Raw genomic sequence first — 17,131 nt, forward strand, 5'->3', positions numbered from 1 at the left:
TCGCTTGTCCAGAAGAAACAGGGGTTTCCTGAGGAAATCCGCCGATTCACAGGAAGGCCGTCTCCATGAAGCTACGCAATTTGCGGCTGTGGATGCGTTCGAGGGGCTCCTCGCGCAGCCGCTCCATGGCGCGGACCCCGATCATCAGGTGCCGCGCGACCTGCGTGCGGTAGAAATCCGAGGCCATGCCGGGCAGCTTCAGCTCCCCGTGGAGGGGCTTGTCGGAGACGCAGAGGAGCGTCCCGTAGGGCACGCGGAAGCGGAAGCCGTTGGCCGCGATGGTGGCCGATTCCATGTCGAGCGCGATGGCGCGGGACTGGCTCAGGCGGGCCACGGGGCCGGACTGGTCGCGGAGCTCCCAGTTGCGGTTGTCGATGGTGGCGACGGTGCCCGTCCGCATGATGCGCTTGAGCTCGTAGCCGTCGAGGCCCGTCACCTCCTCCACCGCGTCCTCGAGGGCGATCTGGATCTCGGCCAGCGCGGGGATCGGCACCCAGATGGGGAGGTCGTCGTCGAGGACGTGATCCTCGCGCAGGTAGGCGTGGGCGAGGACGAAGTCGCCGAGCCGCTGGGAGTTCCGCAGCCCCGCGCAGTGGCCGACCATGAGCCAGGCGTGCGGGCGCAGGACCGCGATGTGGTCGGTCGCCGTCTTGGCGTTGGAGGGGCCGACGCCGATGTTGACCAGCGTGATCCCCTGCCCGTCCGCGCGCTTGAGGTGGTAGGTCGGCATCTGCGGGAGCTTGGGCTGCGCGGGCAGCGGCGCCTCGGCCTGCGTGATCTCGGCGTTCCCGGGGCCCACGAAGGCGGTGTAGCCGCTCTCGGGCCGGGCGAGCTGGCTGCGGGCGTAGGCCTCGAACTCCTCGACGTAGAACTGGTAGTTCGTGAAGAGCACATGGTTCTGGAAGTGCTCGGGGTCGGTCGCCGTGTAGTGGGCGAGGCGGGCGAGCGAGTAGTCCACGCGCTGCGCCGTGAAGGGCGCGAGCGGGATCGAGCCATCCGGGTAGTGGAAGCCGTCGCCGTTGACGATGTCGTCGTGCATCGTGGCGAGGTCGGGCACGTCGAAGACGTCGCGGAGCGGGAAGTCGAGAGCCCCCTCCTGCGGGACGGCGAGGCGGGCGTCGTTCGCCACGGCGAAGTGGACCGGGATGGGCGTGCGCGACGGCCCCACCACGACCCGGACCCCGTGGTTGCGGATCAGGAGGCCGATCTGCTGCTCCAGGTAGTTCCGGAACAGGCGTGGGCGCGTCACGGTCGTGGAGTAGGTGCCCGGGCCGGGGACGTGGCCGAAGGAGAGCCGCGAGTCCGCGAGGGCGAAGCTCGTCGTGGAGAGGCGGATCTCCGGATAGACGGCGCGGACGGGGCGCTGGGGGCGGCCGTGGCGCAGCGCGGCGGCGAAGCGGTCGCAGAGGAAGGCCGTGGAGGCGTCGTGGATGGCGGTGAGCCGCTCCACGGCGGCCACCGCGTCGTCGAAGGCCTCGGGCGCGGGGAGCTGGGGGTGTCGAAGGCGGCGGTGTCGAGCTGGGGGCGTTCATTGGCTCCCCTCGAAGAGGCTGACGACCTCGAAGCGGCGGACGTCCACGAGGCCCTTGTCGGAGAGGCGGAGCTCGGGGATCACAACCAGCGCGAGGAGCGAATGTTGCATGTAGGCGTTGTTGAGGCGGCAGCCGCAGGCGGCCATGGCCTCGACGAGGGCCTGTGCCTTTTGCGCCACTTCCCGCGCCGGGGCGTCGGACATGAGGCCGGCGATGGGGAGGGGGACGAGGGCCAGCTCCTTCCCGTCCTTCCAGATGGTTGCGCCGCCCCCGACCTCGGCGAGGCGGTTGGCGGCGGCGGCCATCATCGCGCGGTCGGTGCCGACGACGATCATGTGATGGGAGTCGTGGGCGACGGTGGAGGCCAGCGCCATGCCGGGGCCGTAGCCGAAGCCCGAGACGAAGGCGTTGGTGACGCCGCCCGTGGCGCGGTGCCGCTCCACGAGGGCGATGTGGGCGACCTCGCCCTCGGGCTCCACCAGCCCGTCGCGGATGGGGAGGTCGGCGGAGAGGGCCTTGGTGGGGGCCTGGTTCTCCACGACGCCGATGACCTTGACGCGGATGCGGTCGCGGGCGTCGGGAGCGGGGACGGCGAAGTCGGCGGCGGCGAGGCGCTTGCCGAGGTGGACGGTCTGGCGGGCCTCGGCGGGCCAGTCGTAATGGGGGCACTCGACGAGAAGCTGGCCGTTCTCCGCGACGAGTTGGCCCCGCGCGAAGACCTTCTCGATGGGGAGCTCGGTCAGGCTGGAGGTCAGGATCAGGTCGGCGCGGCGGCCGGGGGCGATGCTGCCCAGCTCGCGTTCGAGGCCGAAGTGGGTGGCGGTGTTGATCGTGGCCATCTGGAGCGCGACGAGGGGATCGCAGCCGCAGGCGATGGCGTGGCGGACGACGCGGTCCATGTGGCCGTCGTTGACCAGCGTCCCCGAATGGCAGTCGTCGGTGCAGAGGATGAAGTTGCGCGGGTCGAGGCCCTTCTCGGTGATCGCGGTGATCTGGCTCTCCACGTCATACCACGCGCTGCCGAGGCGGAGCATGGAGCGCATCCCCTGGCGGGCGCGGGCGATGGCGTCGGATTCCTGCGTCCCCTCGTGGTCGTCGGCGGCGCCCCCGGCGGCGTAGGCGTGGAAGGGGATGCCGCGATCCGGCGAGGCGTAGTGGCCGCCGACCGTCTTGCCCGCGCGCATGGTGGCGGCCATCTCGGCCAGCATCTGCGGGTCGCCGGCGATGACGCCGGGGTAGTTCATCATCTCGCCCAAGCCGATGATGCCGGGCCAGGACATGGCCTCGGTCACGTCCTCGGCGGTGATCTCGAAGCCCGTCGTCTCCAGGCCCGGGGCGGAGGGCGCGCAGGAGGGCATCTGGGTGAGGATGTTGACGGGCTGCATGAGGGCCTCGTCGTGCATCATGCGGACGCCCTTGAGCCCGAGGACGTTGGCGATCTCGTGCGGGTCGGTGAACATCGTCGTCGTGCCGTGGGGGATCACGGCGGCGGCGAACTCGGCGGGCGTGAGCATCCCGGATTCGATGTGCATGTGGCCGTCGCAGAGGCCGGGGATCAGGTAGCGGCCCTTGGCGTCCACGACCTCGGTGCCCTCGCCGATGCAGTGGCTCGCGTCGGGGCCCACGTAGGCGAAGCGGCCGTCGGCGATGGCGACCTGCCAGCCGGGGAGAACCTCGCGGCTCTGGACGTTGACGAGGGTGCCACCCCGGATGACGAGGTCGGCGGGGGCGCGGCCCGCGGCCACGGCGACGAGGCGGGGGGCGCAGTCGGCCCAGGATGTCAGGATGGGGGTCTGCATGGCCCATTTGGCCCCGGCGCGCGCGGAGGCGCAAGGGCCGGTGGCCCTGCCGTCGCTGCGTCCTGTCCTGTCCATGTGCCTGTCCCCTGAATGGTGTTCCTGCGAATCAGAGTGCCAGAGAGAGGTTAACGATTTGTGTGACCAACGAACGGTGGGTGGAGGGGCGACGCAACGCCCCTAGCTCCGGGCGTAGGATGGAGGGTTGGGCATGGCCGATCTGGAGAGGTTCGTCGCCGCGCAGGAGGGGAGCTATGCGACCGCGCTGGAGGAGCTCGGGCGCGGACGGAAGGAGAGCCACTGGATGTGGTGGATCTTTCCGCAACTGGCCTCGCTGGGGCGGTCGGGGACGGCCAAGGCCTACGGGATCGCGGACCTTGCCGAGGCGGAGGCGTATCTGGCGCATCCGGTGCTGGGGCCGCGACTCGTGGAGGCGGCGCGGGCGATGCTGATGCACCGGGGGCAGTCGCCCATAGCGGTCCTGGGCGGGATCGACGCCCTGAAGCTGCGGAGCAGCGCGACGCTGTTCGCGGCGGTGCCGGGGGCGGATGCCGTGTTCCGCGAGGTGCTGGAGACGTTCTATGGGGGCGAGGCGGACCCGCTGACGGAGGCGGAGTTGTCGTAGGGCGGGGTTCACCCCGCCACGTCGCTGCCTGTTCCAACCGGGGCATGGCGGGCTGAAGCCCGCCCTACGGGGTTGCGGCTGTCGTTCGCCCAAACCATCCTGCGTGCCATGCCCACTCTCCTCTCCTTCGGCCATGGCTACTCCGCCCGCGCGCTCAGCCGCCTGCTCGTCCCGCGCGGCTGGCGGGTGATCGGGACCGTCCGCAGCGAGGATCGCCTGCGCGAGATCGCGGCCGAGGGCGTCGAAGGCGTGATCTGGCCGGGGGCGGACCTCGTGCCGCTGCTCGACGAGGCGACGCACCTGCTGACCTCGGTCGCGCCGGACGACGCAGGCGACCCGGTGCTGCGGGCGCTGGGGCCGGAGATCGCGGTGCGGGCCGGGCGGTTCGAGTGGGTGGGATATCTCTCCACCACGGGCGTCTATGGCGACCGGCAGGGCGACTGGGTGGACGAGGGAAGCGCACTGACTCCCGCCACCAAGCGCGGGCGGCTGCGAGTGGAGGCGGAGGCGGCGTGGCGGGCGATCCCGGGGCTGCCGCTGCATGTCTTCCGGCTCGCAGGCATCTACGGGCCGGGGCGCGGGCCCTTCGAGAAGGTGCGGCAGGGGACGGCGCGGCGGATCGTGAAGCCGGGGCAGATGTTCTCGCGCATCCACGTCGAGGACGTCGCGCGGGTGCTGCTCGCCTCCATCGAGAGGCCGAACCCGGGCGCGATCTACAACGTCTGCGACGACGATCCCGCCCCGCCCGAGGACGTGATCGGCCTTGCGGCGGAGCTTCTGGGCCTGCCCGTGCCGCCCGCGGAGGATTTCGCGAGCGCCGAGATGACCCCCATGGCGCGGAGCTTCTACGCCGAGAGCAAGCGCGTGCGGAACGACCGCATCAAGGAGGAGCTGGGCGTGCGGCTCCTCTACCCGGACTACCGGACGGGCCTGCGGGCGCTGCTCGACGCGGGCGAGTGAGGGCGTTCGGCACGTCGTGATCTTTTTCGCGGCTGCGGGGTTGAACCGAAGGCGGGGCTGGCCATATCGGCCTTTGCGGACCGGGCCCCTCTGACGACCTCGCGTCGTGATGTCGGACCGCATCGAGCGCGCTCGATGTCGTGGCCCCCTTCGCCTGACCTCCAGCGCGGCAGATGCAATGCGTGAGGTCGCGACAATGGAATTCCTGACTCTTCTCTGGCTGGGGACGCCGCTCTGGATGTGGCTCCTCTTCGTGGGGCTCGTGGCGGCCCTGCTGGTCTTCGACCTGGGCGTCCTGCACAAGGACGACCACGAGATCGGCGTGGCCGAGAGCCTGAAGCTCTCGGGCCTCTACATCGCGATGGGGCTGGGCTTCGCCGCCTTCGTGGCCTGGCAGCTCGGCGCCGAGCCGGCGGGCCAGTACCTGACCGCCTTCGTGGTCGAGAAGACGCTGGCGATGGACAACGTCTTCATCATCGCGATGATCTTCTCGTTCTTCGCGATCCCCCGGGCCTACCAGCACCGCGTGCTGTTCTGGGGCATCCTGGGGGTGATCGTCCTTCGGGGCATCATGATCGGGCTCGGCGCGACGCTGGTCGCGCAGTATCACTGGGTGCTCTACATCTTCGCGGTGTTCCTGATCTTCACCGGCGTGAAGATGCTGTTCGCGGGCGACCACGAGATGGACATCGCCTCGAACCCGGTGCTGCGGTTCCTGAAGAAGCGCATGAACGTCACGGACGAGCTGCACGGGTCGGACTTCTTCGTGAGGAAGCCCGACGCGGCCGGCAAGGTGGTGCGCTACGCCACGCCGCTGTTCCTGGCGCTCGTCCTGATCGAGATCGCGGACGTGATCTTCGCGGTCGACTCGGTGCCCGCCGTGTTCGCCATCACCTCGGACCCGTTCATCGTCTACACGTCGAACATCTTCGCGATCCTGGGCCTCAGGGCGCTCTACTTCGCCCTCGCCGCGATCATCCACCGCTTCCACTACCTGAAGTATGCGCTGGCGGTGCTGCTGGTGTTCATCGGCTCCAAGATCTTCGTGGCCGACCTGATGGGCTGGGAGAAGTTCCCCGCCGCCTGGTCGCTGGGGGTCACCTTCGCGATCCTGGGCGCGGGGCTGGCGGTGTCGCTGTGGAAGACGCGCGGGGACGAGCGGCCGAACGCGACCGTGGAGTGACGGATCGGGCGGCATTGGCGGCGGATGGCCCGCCGGTGCCGCGTCCAGGCCCAAGTTCCGGCGCATTCCGCTCCGACACCTGAGGCACGGCATCGGAGGATGCCGGGGCCCGGCCCTGTTGGCCGGGCCGTTCCACGTCAGGAAGAGCGAGTCAGGAACGTGAAGAAGGTCTGGTCCATCATCTCGGGCATCGTCGTCGCGGTCGCGGGGGGCCTCAAGGTCGTCTCGGCCTTCACCGGCAACGAGGTGGCCTGCGACTCGGACACCGCCCGGCAGTTGGTCCAGCAGATCGGGCAGGACAACATCCGCAACGACGCGGCGAGCGCCGAGGCCTTCAGCGCCGACCGCTCCACCTTCGTGCTGAGCGACATCAAGCAGGACGCCGAGACCGAGGGCGGCGTCCGCTGCTCGGCCACGCTGACGGCGCAGCTCGACTGGAGCGACGCGCTGGCCGGGATGAAGACGCAGGACGCGGCGGGCTTCGAGGCCGCGCTGGCGGAGAAGGGCCTGGCCGAGACGATGGTCGAGCCGAACCTCACGTCGGTCTCCTACACGGTCGAGGAGGCCGAGGGGAACATGGTGCAGGTCGAGGTCAGCGCGCAGGCCCCGCAGGCGAAGAACAACTGAGTCGGGCACCGGGACGCGATCCTCGCAAAGGCCGATCGCCACGAAGGCGAGGCCGGCACGTATTCCGGTGCCGTCGCGGGTGATCCGGCGGGCGGCATCCCGCTCGTCAGTGGGCCAGCGTGCCGCCGGATGACGCCCGTCAGGACCGGCCGACGCCATTGACGTCGGGGTTGGTGACGAAGGCGCCGTTGGCGGGTTCCCGTACCCCGCAGGCCCGCAAGCCGGTGGATCGCGGGGCCGCCGAGGCTCGTGCCGGGAGCATGGGCCCCTTGGGCTCGCCAGGCGTCCCGTCGGGACCCTCGGCACGGAACTGCTCGCTTTGAGCCAAGGTCCGTCGGTGGTATTCTCGCGCCGCCAAAGCACGGCCATGGGCCATGTACCAGTGATCGTCCTGTCAGCGTCCCCACCCGGTCCAGCGACCGCAGGCCGCAACGAGTGCCAACAGGAAAGGACCCTCGTCATGCCCAGCTCCTTCGCCGGGACTCTCATGAAGCAGTTCGACTGGTCCTACGACGGCATGGCCTGGCTGAGAGAGCGGGAGCAGGGCGGCGTCGACTCGGAGGTGGTCAAGGGATTCGACCTCCGCTGCACGAACATCGTGAGACAGGAGTCCCGCCAATCCGACGTCATCTTCTACTTCACCCTGGATGGCATGCCGGCCGGGGTGGAGGTGGTGTCGAGCGACTCGTGGGGCCACCTGGCAGGGGACGACCTGCGGAACCTGACCCCCTGGCGGGGCCAGCGCCCGAACTAGGGCCCCGGCGGGGCTCCGGTCCCGAGCCGCGCGGCGGCCCCATGCGCGGACACGCGCCACGAAGGCCATGGCCGGCGTGGAACGCGGTGGCGAGGTCCCGCAGGCAGGTCGCGCGCTGGACCGGCTGCGCCACCGGCCGCGTCGCGCTCTGGCGCGAGTCGTCCGGCGGGCGCGGCCCACGGATGGCGCGGGTCCGGTCTGGAGTGCAGGCCCGGAGCGACATGATGCGCCTCCCTGCCGAGCCCGATCCGGCATGGGACGACCGCGGCGACGCGGGCTCCCGGCCTAGGCCCTCTTCCCCATCACCTTCGCCCCCAGCACCTCCAGCACCTTCCGCTCGATGTGCTCGGCATTGAGGCCCGCCGTGGCGTACATGTCGCGCGGGGAGGCCTGGTCGATGAAGGTGTCGGGGAGGGTCAGGCTGCGGAACTTGAGGCCCCGGTCGAAGGCGCCCTCCTCGGCGAGGAGCTGGGCCACGTGGCTGCCGAAGCCGCCGACGGCGCCCTCCTCGATCGTGAGGAGGAGCTCGTGGTCGCGGGCGAGACGCAGGATCAGGTCGCGGTCGAGCGGCTTGGCGAAGCGGGCGTCGGCGACGGTGGCACGGATGCCGCGCGCCTCCAGGGCCTCGGCGGCCTGGAGCGCCTCCTGCAGGCGGGTGCCGAGGGAGAGGAGCGCGACGCCGGAGCCTTCGCGGACCACGCGGCCCTTGCCGATCTCGAGCGGCGGGGCATCCCAGTCGATCTCCACGCCGACCCCCTCGCCGCGCGGGAAGCGGAAGGCGATGGGACCCTCGTCATGGGCCGCGGCGGTGACGACCATGCGGGCGAGATCGGATTCGTCGGCCGCCGCCATGACGACGAAGCCGGGGAGGTTCGCCAGGAAGGCCACGTCGAAGCTGCCCGCGTGGGTCGCGCCGTCGGCGCCCACGAGGCCCGCGCGGTCGATGGCGAAGCGCACGGGGAGGCGCTGGATCGCCACGTCGTGCACCACCTGGTCATAGCCGCGCTGCAGGAAGGTCGAGTAGATCGCGCAGAAGGGCCTCAGGCCCCCGGCGGCCATGCCGGCAGAGAAGGTGACGGCGTGCTGCTCGGCGATGCCGACGTCGAAGCAGCGGTCGGCGAAGCGGTCGGCGAACTTGGAGAGGCCGGTGCCGTCCGGCATGGCGGCGGTGACGGCGACGATGCTGCGGTCCCGCTCGGCCTGCCGGATCAGGGCGTCGGCGAAGACGGCGGTGTAGGACGGCGCGTTCGAGGGGGTCTTGGCCTGCGCGCCGGTGACCACGTCGAACTTGTTGGTGGCGTGGCCCTTGTCGCGGGCGGATTCAGCGGGGGCGTAGCCCTTGCCCTTCTTCGTCAGCACATGGATCAGCACCGGCCCGTCGGCGCGGGCCTGCGCGGTGCGGAGGACGGCGAGGAGCTGGTCCATGTCATGCCCGTCGATGGGGCCCACGTAGGAGAAGCCCAGTTCGTCGAAGAGCGTGCCGTGGCCCACGGCGAGGTGCTTCAACGCATCCTTGGCGCGCTTGGCCCCCTCGCGCAGCGGCGGGGGGAGGAGATGCGCGGCGGCCTTGGCGGCGGCGCGGAGGTCCTGGAAAGGCTCCCCGGCGTAGAGGCGCGAGAGGTAGGCGGACATGGCGCCCACGGGGGGCGCGATGGACATCTCGTTGTCGTTGAGGATGACGAACATCCGCGTGCCGAGGTGGCCCGCGTTGTTCAGCGCCTCGTAGGCCATGCCGGCGCTGATCGAGCCGTCGCCGATCACCGCGATGCAGTCGCCGATGCCCTGGCCGTCCGGGGGCTCCCCACCGAGGTCGCGGGCGACGGCGAGGCCGAGGGCGGCGGAAATCGAGGTCGAGGAATGCGCGGCGCCGAAGGGGTCGTAGGGGGACTCGCTGCGCTTGGTGAAGCCGGAGAGGCCGTCCTTCTGGCGGAGCGTGCGGATGCGGTCGCGGCGGCCCGTCAGGATCTTGTGGGGATAGGCCTGGTGGCCCACGTCCCAGATCAGGCGGTCGCGCGGCGTGTCGAAGACGGCGTGGAGCGCGACGGTCAGCTCCACCACGCCCAAGCCCGCGCCGAGATGCCCGCCGGTGACGGAGACCGCCGAGATCGTCTCGGCCCGAAGCTCGTCGGCGACCTGGCGAAGCTGCGCGTCGGTGAGGCGCTTGAGGTCGCGGGGGTCGCGGACGCGGTCGAGGAGCGGGGTGCGGGGGCGGTCGGTCATGGGGGACTCACTTCCGGCGGGAGGTGACGAAGCGGGCGGCCTCGCGAAGGGTGTCGGCCTCGGCGCCATAGAGGGCGAGGGCGTCGCAGGCCTGCTGGACGAGGGAGTTGGCGCGCGAACGGGCGGCGTCGAGGCCGAGGAGCGAGACGAAGGTGGCCTTGCCGGCGGCGGCATCCTTGTGGGTCGCCTTGCCGACCGTGGCCGCGTCGCCCTCCATGTCGAGGAGGTCGTCGGCGATCTGGAAGGCGAGGCCGAGCGCGTCGCCATAGGCGAGGAGCGGCGCTGTGTCGGCCCCGGCCATCCGCGCCCCGGCGGCGGCGGACCAGGTGATGAGGGCGCCGGTCTTCCGGGCCTGCAACGCGGTGATCTGGTCCAGCGTCAGCGGCGCGGGCGCGGTCTCGGCGGCGATGTCGAGTGCCTGACCGCCGACCATGCCGCGCACCCCGGCCGCCTGGGCGAGGGTCAGGACCAGGGTCGCGCGCGCCTCGGGCGGGAGGGGGGCCCGGGCCACCAGCTCGAAGGCGAGGCTTTGCAGCGCGTCGCCGGCGAGGACGGCGGTGGCCTCGTCCCACTGGCGGTGGACGGTGGGACGGCCCCGGCGGAGGTCGTCGTCGTCCATGCAGGGGAGGTCGTCGTGGATCAGCGAATAGGCGTGGAGCGCCTCGATGGCGGCGGCGACAGGCGCGGCCCGGGATTCGGAAAGCCCGTGGAGGCGGGCGCCCTCCAGCACGAGGAAGCCGCGCAGGCCCTTGCCGCCCTCGCAGGCGTAGAGCATCGCCCGGGCGACGGGGCCGTCCTCGCCGGCGAGGGCGCGGCGAAGCTCGGCCTCGACCACGTCCCGCGCGCGGGACAGGGCGGCCTCAAAGGACATGGTGCCCACGGCGGCGGGCTGGAGGGCGCCGGCCTCCATGGGATGTCAGCCCGCGTCGAAGGGCTGGAGCCCCGTGGGCTGGCCGCCGTCGCCAAGGGTGATGCGCGAAACCTTCTCCTCGGCCTCGGCAAGCTTCTGCTGGCAGCGGGCGCGGAGCTTGGCGCCCCGCTCGTAGAGCGAGATGGATTCGTCCAGCGCGACGTCGCCGCGTTCGAGGCGCGTGACCACGCCCTCGAGCTCGGCCAGCGCCTCCTCGAAGGTCATCTGATCGACTTCTTTCCCGGTCACGCCGCACCTCCCAGGGCTGCCACATGCGCCGCCGCGCTGTCGCGCAGGGCCTGGAGGTCATAGCCGCCTTCGAGGACGGACGCCACACGCCCGTTCGCGTGACGTTCCGCGACCTCGCAGAGGCGGGCGGTGATCCAGCCGAAGTCCCCGGCGGTCAGCGCGAGGCCGCCCAGAGGGTCGTCCACGTGGGCGTCGAAGCCGGCCGAGATCAGGAGGAGGTCGGGGCGGTGCTCCTCAAGGCGCGGGAGGATCACGTCCGTCAGGAGCTTTCGGTAGGCGGCGCCCCCGGTGCCCGCGCGGAGCGGCAGGTTCATGACGGTCCCGTGGGGGCCCGCGTCGTCTGCGTCCCCGGTGCCCGGCCAGAAGGGGGACTGGTGGGTGGAGACGAAGAGGATGCGGGGGTCCTCCTCGACCAGGGCCTGCGTGCCGTTGCCGTGATGGACGTCGAAGTCGACGATGGCGACCCGCTCGGCCCCGTGCCGGTCGAGGGCGCGGCGGGCGGCGAGGGCCACGTTGCCGAACAGGCAGAAGCCCATGGGCGTCGCGGCGAGGGCATGGTGGCCGGGCGGACGGGCGGCGACGAAGGCCTTGGAGGCCTCGCCCGCCATCACGAGGTCCACGGCCCGGAGCGCGCCCCCGGCGGCGAGGCGGGCGGCGCGGAGCGAGCCGGGCGAGAGCCAGGTGTCGGGGTCGAGCGCGACCTGCTCCGCCTCCTGCTCCCGCAGGGCCAGGGCGGCGAGGTAGGCGCGGGGATGGAGGACGGACAGCTCCTCGTCCGTGGCCTCGGGCGGCTCCTCGCGTCGAAGGGAGAGGCCGTCGAGCCCCGCGAGGGCGGCGGCGAGGCGCTCGGGCCGCTCGGGGTGGCCCTTGGGCGGGCGGTGGCGGGCGCAGTCGGGGTGGGTCAGGAGAACCGGCATGGACATGGGGGCAGGAAAAGGATTTTTGCGGGCGACACAAGCGTCCCGGAGTCCCAGCCCATGCGGTCCCTCTTCCTTGCCCTCGCCGTCCTTGCCGGCCCCGCCCTCGCGCAGGAGGGAGGCCAGAGCGTCACGGCCGACCTCGACAAGGATGGGGCGCCGGAGACCTACTCGCTCCTCGACAACGGGACGGGGACGGTGGACCTCACGGTCGAGTCGGCCTCGGGGACCACGACCTTCCCCGGCGTCGCCTGGACGGGCGGGATGGCGGGACAGGAGCCTGACCTGTCGCTGAGCCCGGCGGGGTCGGTGCTGCTGGCGTCGCGCAACGACTCGGTGGGGCGGGACCGCTGGACGCTGGTGCTGACCATCGCGCAGCGGGACGGCGCGCTGAAGGTCGCGGGGATCACCTACGAGCGCCGCGACACGCTGGACCCCGAGATGGGCTGGGGCACCTGCGACCTCAACCTCCTGAGCGGGCGCGGCGTGATCGAGGGGCCGGGCGGCAGGCAGGAGATCGCGGTTCCCGGCCCGGCGCCGCGCCTGTCCGACTGGCAGGAGAGCGACCTGACCGAGGTGCTGCCGGCGGAGTGCTTCGGGTAGGGCCGATTCCGATCACGTCGCGGTGGCGCCCTGTAGGGTGCGCTTCAGCGCACCACTTCTGGACGGTGACATGGTGCGCTGAAGCGCACCCTACGGATTTCCGTCTCGGCTGTTGACGGTTTCTTAACCTCTCCCTGCCAAGGTGATCCCGTCCCTGGGTCGCCGCCCGGCGGGGTAGGGGAAGCTGCGCGTTCGGCTGGGATCGCGACGGGCCTGCCTGCCGATCTGGGTCGGCGCGCGATCCGAAGTCCACCCTACGGGGTCACGCCGGCCTCAGTCCGGCGCCAGCCGATACCCCGCGCCGCGCACCGTCTGGAGGTAGCGGGGCTGGCGAGGGTCGGGTTCGATCTTGCGACGCAGGCGGGTGATCTGGACGTCCACCGCCCTCTCCTGCGCGGGGGTGGGGGCGCCGCGGGGGCCGGCCTCCTCGATGAGGCGGGTGCGCGTCACCGTGGCGCCGGGATCGGCGGCGAGGATGCGCATGAGCCCCGCCTCGGTCGCGGTGAGGCGCAGGGGCTCGCCCTCCTCGCGGCGCAACTCCCCCCGCTCCACGTCGTAGCTCATGGCGCCGAGGCGGAGGACCTGCTTGGCCGCCGGGGCGGGCATGGGCTCGGGCGCGGAGCGGCGCAGGATCGCGTTGATGCGGAGCAGCAGCTCCTTCGGGTCGAAGGGCTTCGACAGGTAGTCGTCCGCCCCGGCCTCCAGCCCCAGGATGCGGTCCGAGGTCTCGCCCCGGGCGGTGAGGAGCAGGATCGGCGCGCCGAGCTTGGCGCGCAGCTCGCGGCAGAGCGAGATGCCATCCTCGCCCGGCATCATCACGTCGAGGACGATCAGGTCGAAGGCGAGGCCCGCCAGGAGCCGCCGGGCCCGGGCCGCGTCGGCGGCGGTGGTGACCAGGAAGCCGTTCCGCTGCAGGAACTTCTTGAGAAGCTGCCGGATGCGCTCGTCGTCGTCGACGATCAGGAGATGGACGGCGTCCGTCTCATAGGCCATGTCAGCGGCCCCCGGCCTTGTCGGAGGCCTCGAAGTGGCGGCGCATCTCGGGGTCCATCATCGCCTCGAGCACCTGCCGGAAGCCCTGGACGGCCTGCGGCCCAGCCGCGCGATAGGCCGCGCGCATCCGGTCGCGCTGGGCGTCGGACAGCGCCTTCTCCAGCGCGCGCCCCTTGTCGGTGAGGTGGAGGTGCCGCTCGCGCCGGTCCTCGCGCCCGACGCGAGCCTCGACGAGGCCGTCCTCCATGAGGCGGCGGAGGACGCGGTTCAGGGACTGCTTGGTGACGCCCAGGATGTCGAGGAGGTTGCCCACGGTGGTGCCGGGACTGCGCTGGATGAAATGGAGCGCGCGGTGATGGGCGCGGCCGTAGTCCTGCTCGGCCAGGATGCGGTCGGGATCGGCCGTGAAGCCCCGGTAGGCGAAGAACATCGCCTCTATGCCTTTCCGGAGCTGCTCGTCCGTGAGGAAGAGGAGCCCCTGCCCTCCCTGCGGTCCCGGTCGCTCGGCCATGGGTCCTCCCTGAGATGCCGCGCGGGCAAGATACGTCAGCCTTGTTGACATTCCAACCCCCCACTGGTAGCCCCGGGGCCGGCACGCGCAACTTTGTGTCCGCTATGGACCAAAACGCGACAGGAATGGCAAGGAGACTGACATGGCTGGAGCCTATGATGACCGCGATGGATGGATCTGGATGGACGGCAAGCTCGTGCCGTGGCGCGACGCGAACGTGCATGTCCTGACCCACGCGCTCCATTACGCCTCGGCCGTCTTCGAGGGCGAGCGCTGCTACAACGGCAGGATCTTCAAGGGGCACGAGCATTCGCTGCGCCTGCGGAAGTCGGCGGAGCTCCTGGACATGGAGATCCCCTTCTCCGCCGAGGAGATCGACGCGGCCAAGGATGCGATGCTCAAGGCGAACGGCTGGACCGACGCCTATGTCCGCGCGATCGCCTGGCGCGGCTCGGGCGAGGACATGGGCGTGTCGGCGCGCCGGAACCCCGTGCGGCTGGCGGTCGCGGGATGGGAATGGGGCGCCTACTACGGCGACGCCAAGATGAAGGGCGCCAAGCTCGACATCTCCAAGTGGAAGCGGCCCTCGCCCGAGACGATCCCGTCCGAGGCCAAGGCGGCGGGGCTCTACATGATCTGCACGATGAGCAAGCACGCGGCCGAGGCCAAGGGCTGCTCGGACGCGATGATGATGGACTACCGGGGCTACGTCGCCGAGGCGACCGGCGCCAACATCTTCTTCGTCAAGGACGGGGAGGTGCACACGCCCCTCGCGGACTGCTTCCTGAACGGGCTGACGCGCCAGACCGTGATCGGGATGCTGGAGGACAAGCAGATCAAGGTCCACCAGCGCCACATCATGCCCTCGGAGCTCGAGGGCTTCGAGCAGTGCTGGCTGACCGGGACGGCGGCCGAGGTCACGCCGGTGGGGCAGATCGGCGACTACAGCTTCGAGGTGGGCGAGATGACCCGCGACGTCGCGCAGTCCTACGAGAAGCTCGTGCGGGCCTGACGGGCTCGTCGGAGGGCGGCTCTCAGGCGCCGCCCCGCCCGGCCTCGCGCTCCCGCGCGCGCTCGAGGCCGAGCCGGCGCTCGCGCCAGATGATGAGGATGCCGGCCGAGATGATGATCGCCGCGCCGATCAGGGTGCTGCGCGTCGGGACCTCGGAGAAGACCGCGTAGCCGATCAGGACCGCCAGCAGCATCGAGGCGTAGTCGAAGGGGGCCACGAGGCCCGCCTCGGCGTGGCGGTAGGCCGAGGTCAGGAAGATCTGGGCCACGCCGCCCAGGAGCCCCGCGGACACGAGGAGCGCGGCCTCGCCCGGGGTCGGGACGACCCAGCCGAAGGGGAGGGTCACGAGGCTCAGGACCGTCGCGGTCACCGAGAACCAGAAGACGATGGAGGCCGTCCCCTCGGTCATGGTGAGGCGGCGGATGAAGATCTGCGCGAGGGCCGCGAAGACGGCGCCGCCCAGCGTGACCACCGCGCCCAGCGTCTCGCGCGCCGAGATCTCGTCGCTCACGGTGAGGCGCGGCGAGAGGACCACGAGCACCCCCACGAGGCCGAGGGCGACCGCGAGGAGGCGGATCTTGCGGACCGTCTCGCCCAGGAACATGGAGCCGAAGATCACGACGAGGAGCGGGGCGGCGTAGCCCAGGGCCGTGACCTCGGGCAGGGGCAGGAGGCCCAGGCCGGCGAAGCCCAGGCCCATCCCCATGGTGCCGACGAGCCCGCGCCAGACCTGGCCCAGGGGGTCGCCGGTGCGGAGCCCCTGCGCGAGGTTCCCCTGCCAGACGAGCCAGGCCACGATCACCGGGCAGGCGAAGAACGAGCGGAAGAACACCGCCTCGCCCGGCGGCACGTGCCCCGAGGCGGCCTTGATGAGCGCGGACATGGCCGAGAAGACGACCAGCGATGCAAGCTTCAGGGCGATCCCCCGGAGGGGATGGCGCGACGTGGAGGTCATGGGGGCTCCGGGACGGGAGGCCCCTTACCTCGCCCGACGGGGCGTCAGGCGCAAGCGGTCAGTGATCGCGCTCGCGCAGCATCTTCAGGAGGGGCTTGAGCCGCGACTCGGCCGAGGTGGCCGGCCGGCGGGCGTGCAGCGCGCGAATCGCGGGATGCGGCCCTTCCTCGCGGGCGAGGCGGAGGAAGTGCTTGAGCCGCAGGCCCGCGTTCTCGGGCGAGGGATGGTCGGCGATGTGTCGGGTCATGGGACATCTCCCGTCTCTGGGCCCCCAAGATAGGGCGCGGCGCCGCGGAAATCACCCCTCTCTGCGCGCCCCCGGCGGGACGCGGCCTTCGCGGTCGCGGCTGGACGCCTGGATCGGCGACGACCTCGGCGGCGGCGGACAGCCGCCGCACCTCGCCGTGGGAGGCAGCATCGTCCGCCACGATGGAACCCCTGGCCGGCGGAGGCCCGCCGATGCCCTGCCCCGAAAAGCATCCGCCGGAGAGCGAGGGGAGCACTCTCCGGCGGGGATGACCACGACAGGGAATTCGCGGTCGTTTGGAACACGGCGCCTTGCTTGGGACAGGCATCGGAAATCAGCGCCGGTGTGATCCATCAACCCGGAGCCTCCGGAGGGGTTCCACCACGGTTGCGATTTTCCCCTTTAGGTTGCGCGGAAATCCGCCAATGGTCGCGCTATGGACCCGCCCTCCCGACGAGTTACCTTCCCGGGATGGGAACGGGCCGCGGGAGGGCGGCCCTCAGGAGGGAACTTTCGACATGAGAACCACGCTGTTGGCCACCCTGGTCCTGCTCGCTCCGGCTGCCGCCTTCGCGCAGGCGGCCGCGGGCGATGCCGCCGCGGGCGAGGAGCACTTCAACCGGCAATGCATCGCCTGCCATGTGGTGCAGAACGAGGCGGGCGAGGTCCTGGCCGGGCGCAGCGGGCATGTCGGCCCCAACCTCTACGGCGTGGCGGGCCGGCAGGCGGGGAGCTGGGACGACTTCGCCTACAGCGACCTGATGAAGGCCTATGGCGCGACCGGCGCGGTCTGGGCCGAGGAGAACTTCGTGCCCTACGTCCAGGACCCGACCGGCTTCCTGCGCGAGGCCACCGGCGAGACCTCGGGTCGCAGCAAGATGGCCTTCCAGGTGCGGGACGAGCAGGAGGCGCACGATCTCTGGGCCTTCCTCGCGACCTTCTCGGCCGAAGGCGCGACCGGCGGGGAGGAAGGCGAGGCCGATTCGGACGACGCGGAGGAAGGGGCCGAGGCCGAGAGCCAGTGACGGGATCGGGCC

The 17,131-nt window shown here is 71.3% G+C and carries 17 protein-coding genes and 1 pseudogene; 8 read left to right on the forward strand and 10 right to left on the reverse strand.

The window, feature by feature from the left end:
- Positions 1 to 46: 46 nt before the first annotated feature.
- Positions 47 to 1,480, reverse strand: a pseudogene (locus RUMESO_RS03275) (AMP nucleosidase); the annotation flags it as partial.
- A 48-nt stretch (positions 1,481 to 1,528) separates the two neighbouring features.
- Positions 1,529 to 3,331 carry an adenine deaminase gene (gene ade / locus RUMESO_RS03280; RefSeq protein ID WP_037278096.1) on the reverse strand — a complete coding sequence of 601 codons (1,803 nt, stop codon included), beginning with the start codon at positions 3,329 to 3,331 and terminating at the stop codon, positions 1,529 to 1,531.
- 208 nt (positions 3,332 to 3,539) lie between these two features.
- On the opposite strand from ade, the gene RUMESO_RS03285 reads away from it, so the two are divergent.
- From RUMESO_RS03285 to RUMESO_RS03305, 5 genes are all read left to right on the forward strand, one after another.
- Positions 3,540 to 3,953 (forward strand): DUF1810 domain-containing protein, encoded by a 414-nt coding sequence (locus RUMESO_RS03285; RefSeq protein ID WP_037278066.1) that lies wholly within the window; start codon positions 3,540 to 3,542, stop codon positions 3,951 to 3,953.
- A 108-nt stretch (positions 3,954 to 4,061) separates the two neighbouring features.
- Complete coding sequence (locus tag RUMESO_RS03290; protein WP_037278097.1) at positions 4,062 to 4,913, forward strand: SDR family oxidoreductase; 852 nt, start codon at positions 4,062 to 4,064, stop codon at positions 4,911 to 4,913.
- Between the two features lie 196 nt (positions 4,914 to 5,109).
- Positions 5,110 to 6,096, forward strand: coding sequence for a TerC family protein (locus tag RUMESO_RS03295; RefSeq protein ID WP_037278067.1), 987 nt, complete (start codon positions 5,110 to 5,112; stop codon positions 6,094 to 6,096).
- A gap of 159 nt (positions 6,097 to 6,255) precedes the next feature.
- Positions 6,256 to 6,723: a hypothetical protein gene (locus tag RUMESO_RS03300; protein ID WP_037278068.1), complete on the forward strand. Its 468-nt coding sequence runs from the start codon at positions 6,256 to 6,258 to the stop codon at positions 6,721 to 6,723.
- A gap of 460 nt (positions 6,724 to 7,183) precedes the next feature.
- Positions 7,184 to 7,477 (forward strand): hypothetical protein, encoded by a 294-nt coding sequence (locus RUMESO_RS03305; protein ID WP_037278069.1) that lies wholly within the window; start codon positions 7,184 to 7,186, stop codon positions 7,475 to 7,477.
- Positions 7,478 to 7,762: 285 nt separating this feature from the next.
- Here RUMESO_RS03305 and dxs read toward each other — a convergent pair whose 3' ends face one another.
- The 4 genes from dxs to RUMESO_RS03325 are packed head-to-tail and all read right to left on the reverse strand — an operon-like array spanning position 7,763 to position 11,773.
- A complete protein-coding gene (dxs, locus tag RUMESO_RS03310; protein ID WP_037278070.1) occupies positions 7,763 to 9,697 on the reverse strand; it encodes a 1-deoxy-D-xylulose-5-phosphate synthase in 1,935 nt (644 codons plus the stop codon).
- A gap of 7 nt (positions 9,698 to 9,704) precedes the next feature.
- Positions 9,705 to 10,607: a polyprenyl synthetase family protein gene (locus RUMESO_RS03315; RefSeq protein ID WP_245639122.1), complete on the reverse strand. Its 903-nt coding sequence runs from the start codon at positions 10,605 to 10,607 to the stop codon at positions 9,705 to 9,707.
- Between the two features lie 6 nt (positions 10,608 to 10,613).
- The gene (locus tag RUMESO_RS03320) at positions 10,614 to 10,856 is read right to left on the reverse strand and encodes an exodeoxyribonuclease VII small subunit (RefSeq protein WP_055725552.1); all 243 of its coding nucleotides are present in this window, start codon (positions 10,854 to 10,856) and stop codon (positions 10,614 to 10,616) included.
- Positions 10,853 to 11,773 (reverse strand): histone deacetylase family protein, encoded by a 921-nt coding sequence (locus RUMESO_RS03325; protein WP_037278099.1) that lies wholly within the window; start codon positions 11,771 to 11,773, stop codon positions 10,853 to 10,855. The genes RUMESO_RS03320 and RUMESO_RS03325 overlap by 4 nt, the downstream gene beginning before the upstream one ends.
- Before the next feature lie 60 nt (positions 11,774 to 11,833).
- Here RUMESO_RS03325 and RUMESO_RS03330 point away from each other — a divergent pair, with 60 nt between their 5' ends.
- Complete coding sequence (locus tag RUMESO_RS03330; protein ID WP_051520965.1) at positions 11,834 to 12,376, forward strand: hypothetical protein; 543 nt, start codon at positions 11,834 to 11,836, stop codon at positions 12,374 to 12,376.
- Positions 12,377 to 12,649: 273 nt separating this feature from the next.
- Here the strand turns inward: RUMESO_RS03330 and RUMESO_RS03335 are convergent, their stop codons facing one another.
- Both RUMESO_RS03335 and RUMESO_RS03340 read right to left on the reverse strand, forming a co-directional pair.
- On the reverse strand, positions 12,650 to 13,369 hold the full coding sequence (locus RUMESO_RS03335) for a response regulator (RefSeq protein ID WP_037278072.1): 720 nt from the start codon (positions 13,367 to 13,369) through the stop codon (positions 12,650 to 12,652).
- A 1-nt stretch (position 13,370) separates the two neighbouring features.
- Positions 13,371 to 13,880 (reverse strand): MarR family winged helix-turn-helix transcriptional regulator, encoded by a 510-nt coding sequence (locus RUMESO_RS03340; protein ID WP_037278073.1) that lies wholly within the window; start codon positions 13,878 to 13,880, stop codon positions 13,371 to 13,373.
- 142 nt (positions 13,881 to 14,022) lie between these two features.
- On the opposite strand from RUMESO_RS03340, the gene RUMESO_RS03345 reads away from it, so the two are divergent.
- Positions 14,023 to 14,892, forward strand: a complete 870-nt coding sequence (locus tag RUMESO_RS03345) for a branched-chain amino acid aminotransferase (RefSeq protein WP_037278074.1) — start codon at positions 14,023 to 14,025, stop codon at positions 14,890 to 14,892.
- A 22-nt stretch (positions 14,893 to 14,914) separates the two neighbouring features.
- On the opposite strand, the gene RUMESO_RS03350 is transcribed toward RUMESO_RS03345, so the two are convergent.
- On the reverse strand, positions 14,915 to 15,847 hold the full coding sequence (locus RUMESO_RS03350) for a DMT family transporter (protein WP_037278075.1): 933 nt from the start codon (positions 15,845 to 15,847) through the stop codon (positions 14,915 to 14,917).
- 58 nt (positions 15,848 to 15,905) lie between these two features.
- Positions 15,906 to 16,094, reverse strand: coding sequence for a hypothetical protein (locus tag RUMESO_RS03355; protein WP_037278076.1), 189 nt, complete (start codon positions 16,092 to 16,094; stop codon positions 15,906 to 15,908).
- A gap of 518 nt (positions 16,095 to 16,612) precedes the next feature.
- Between RUMESO_RS03355 and RUMESO_RS03360 the strand changes: the two genes are divergently transcribed.
- Entirely contained in the window at positions 16,613 to 17,119 is a 507-nt protein-coding gene (locus RUMESO_RS03360) for a c-type cytochrome (protein WP_051520966.1), read from the forward strand.
- Positions 17,120 to 17,131: the final 12 nt, after the last annotated feature.

The sequence above is a fragment of the Rubellimicrobium mesophilum DSM 19309 genome, assembly GCF_000600335.2.
GTDB lineage: Bacteria > Pseudomonadota > Alphaproteobacteria > Rhodobacterales > Rhodobacteraceae > Rubellimicrobium > Rubellimicrobium mesophilum.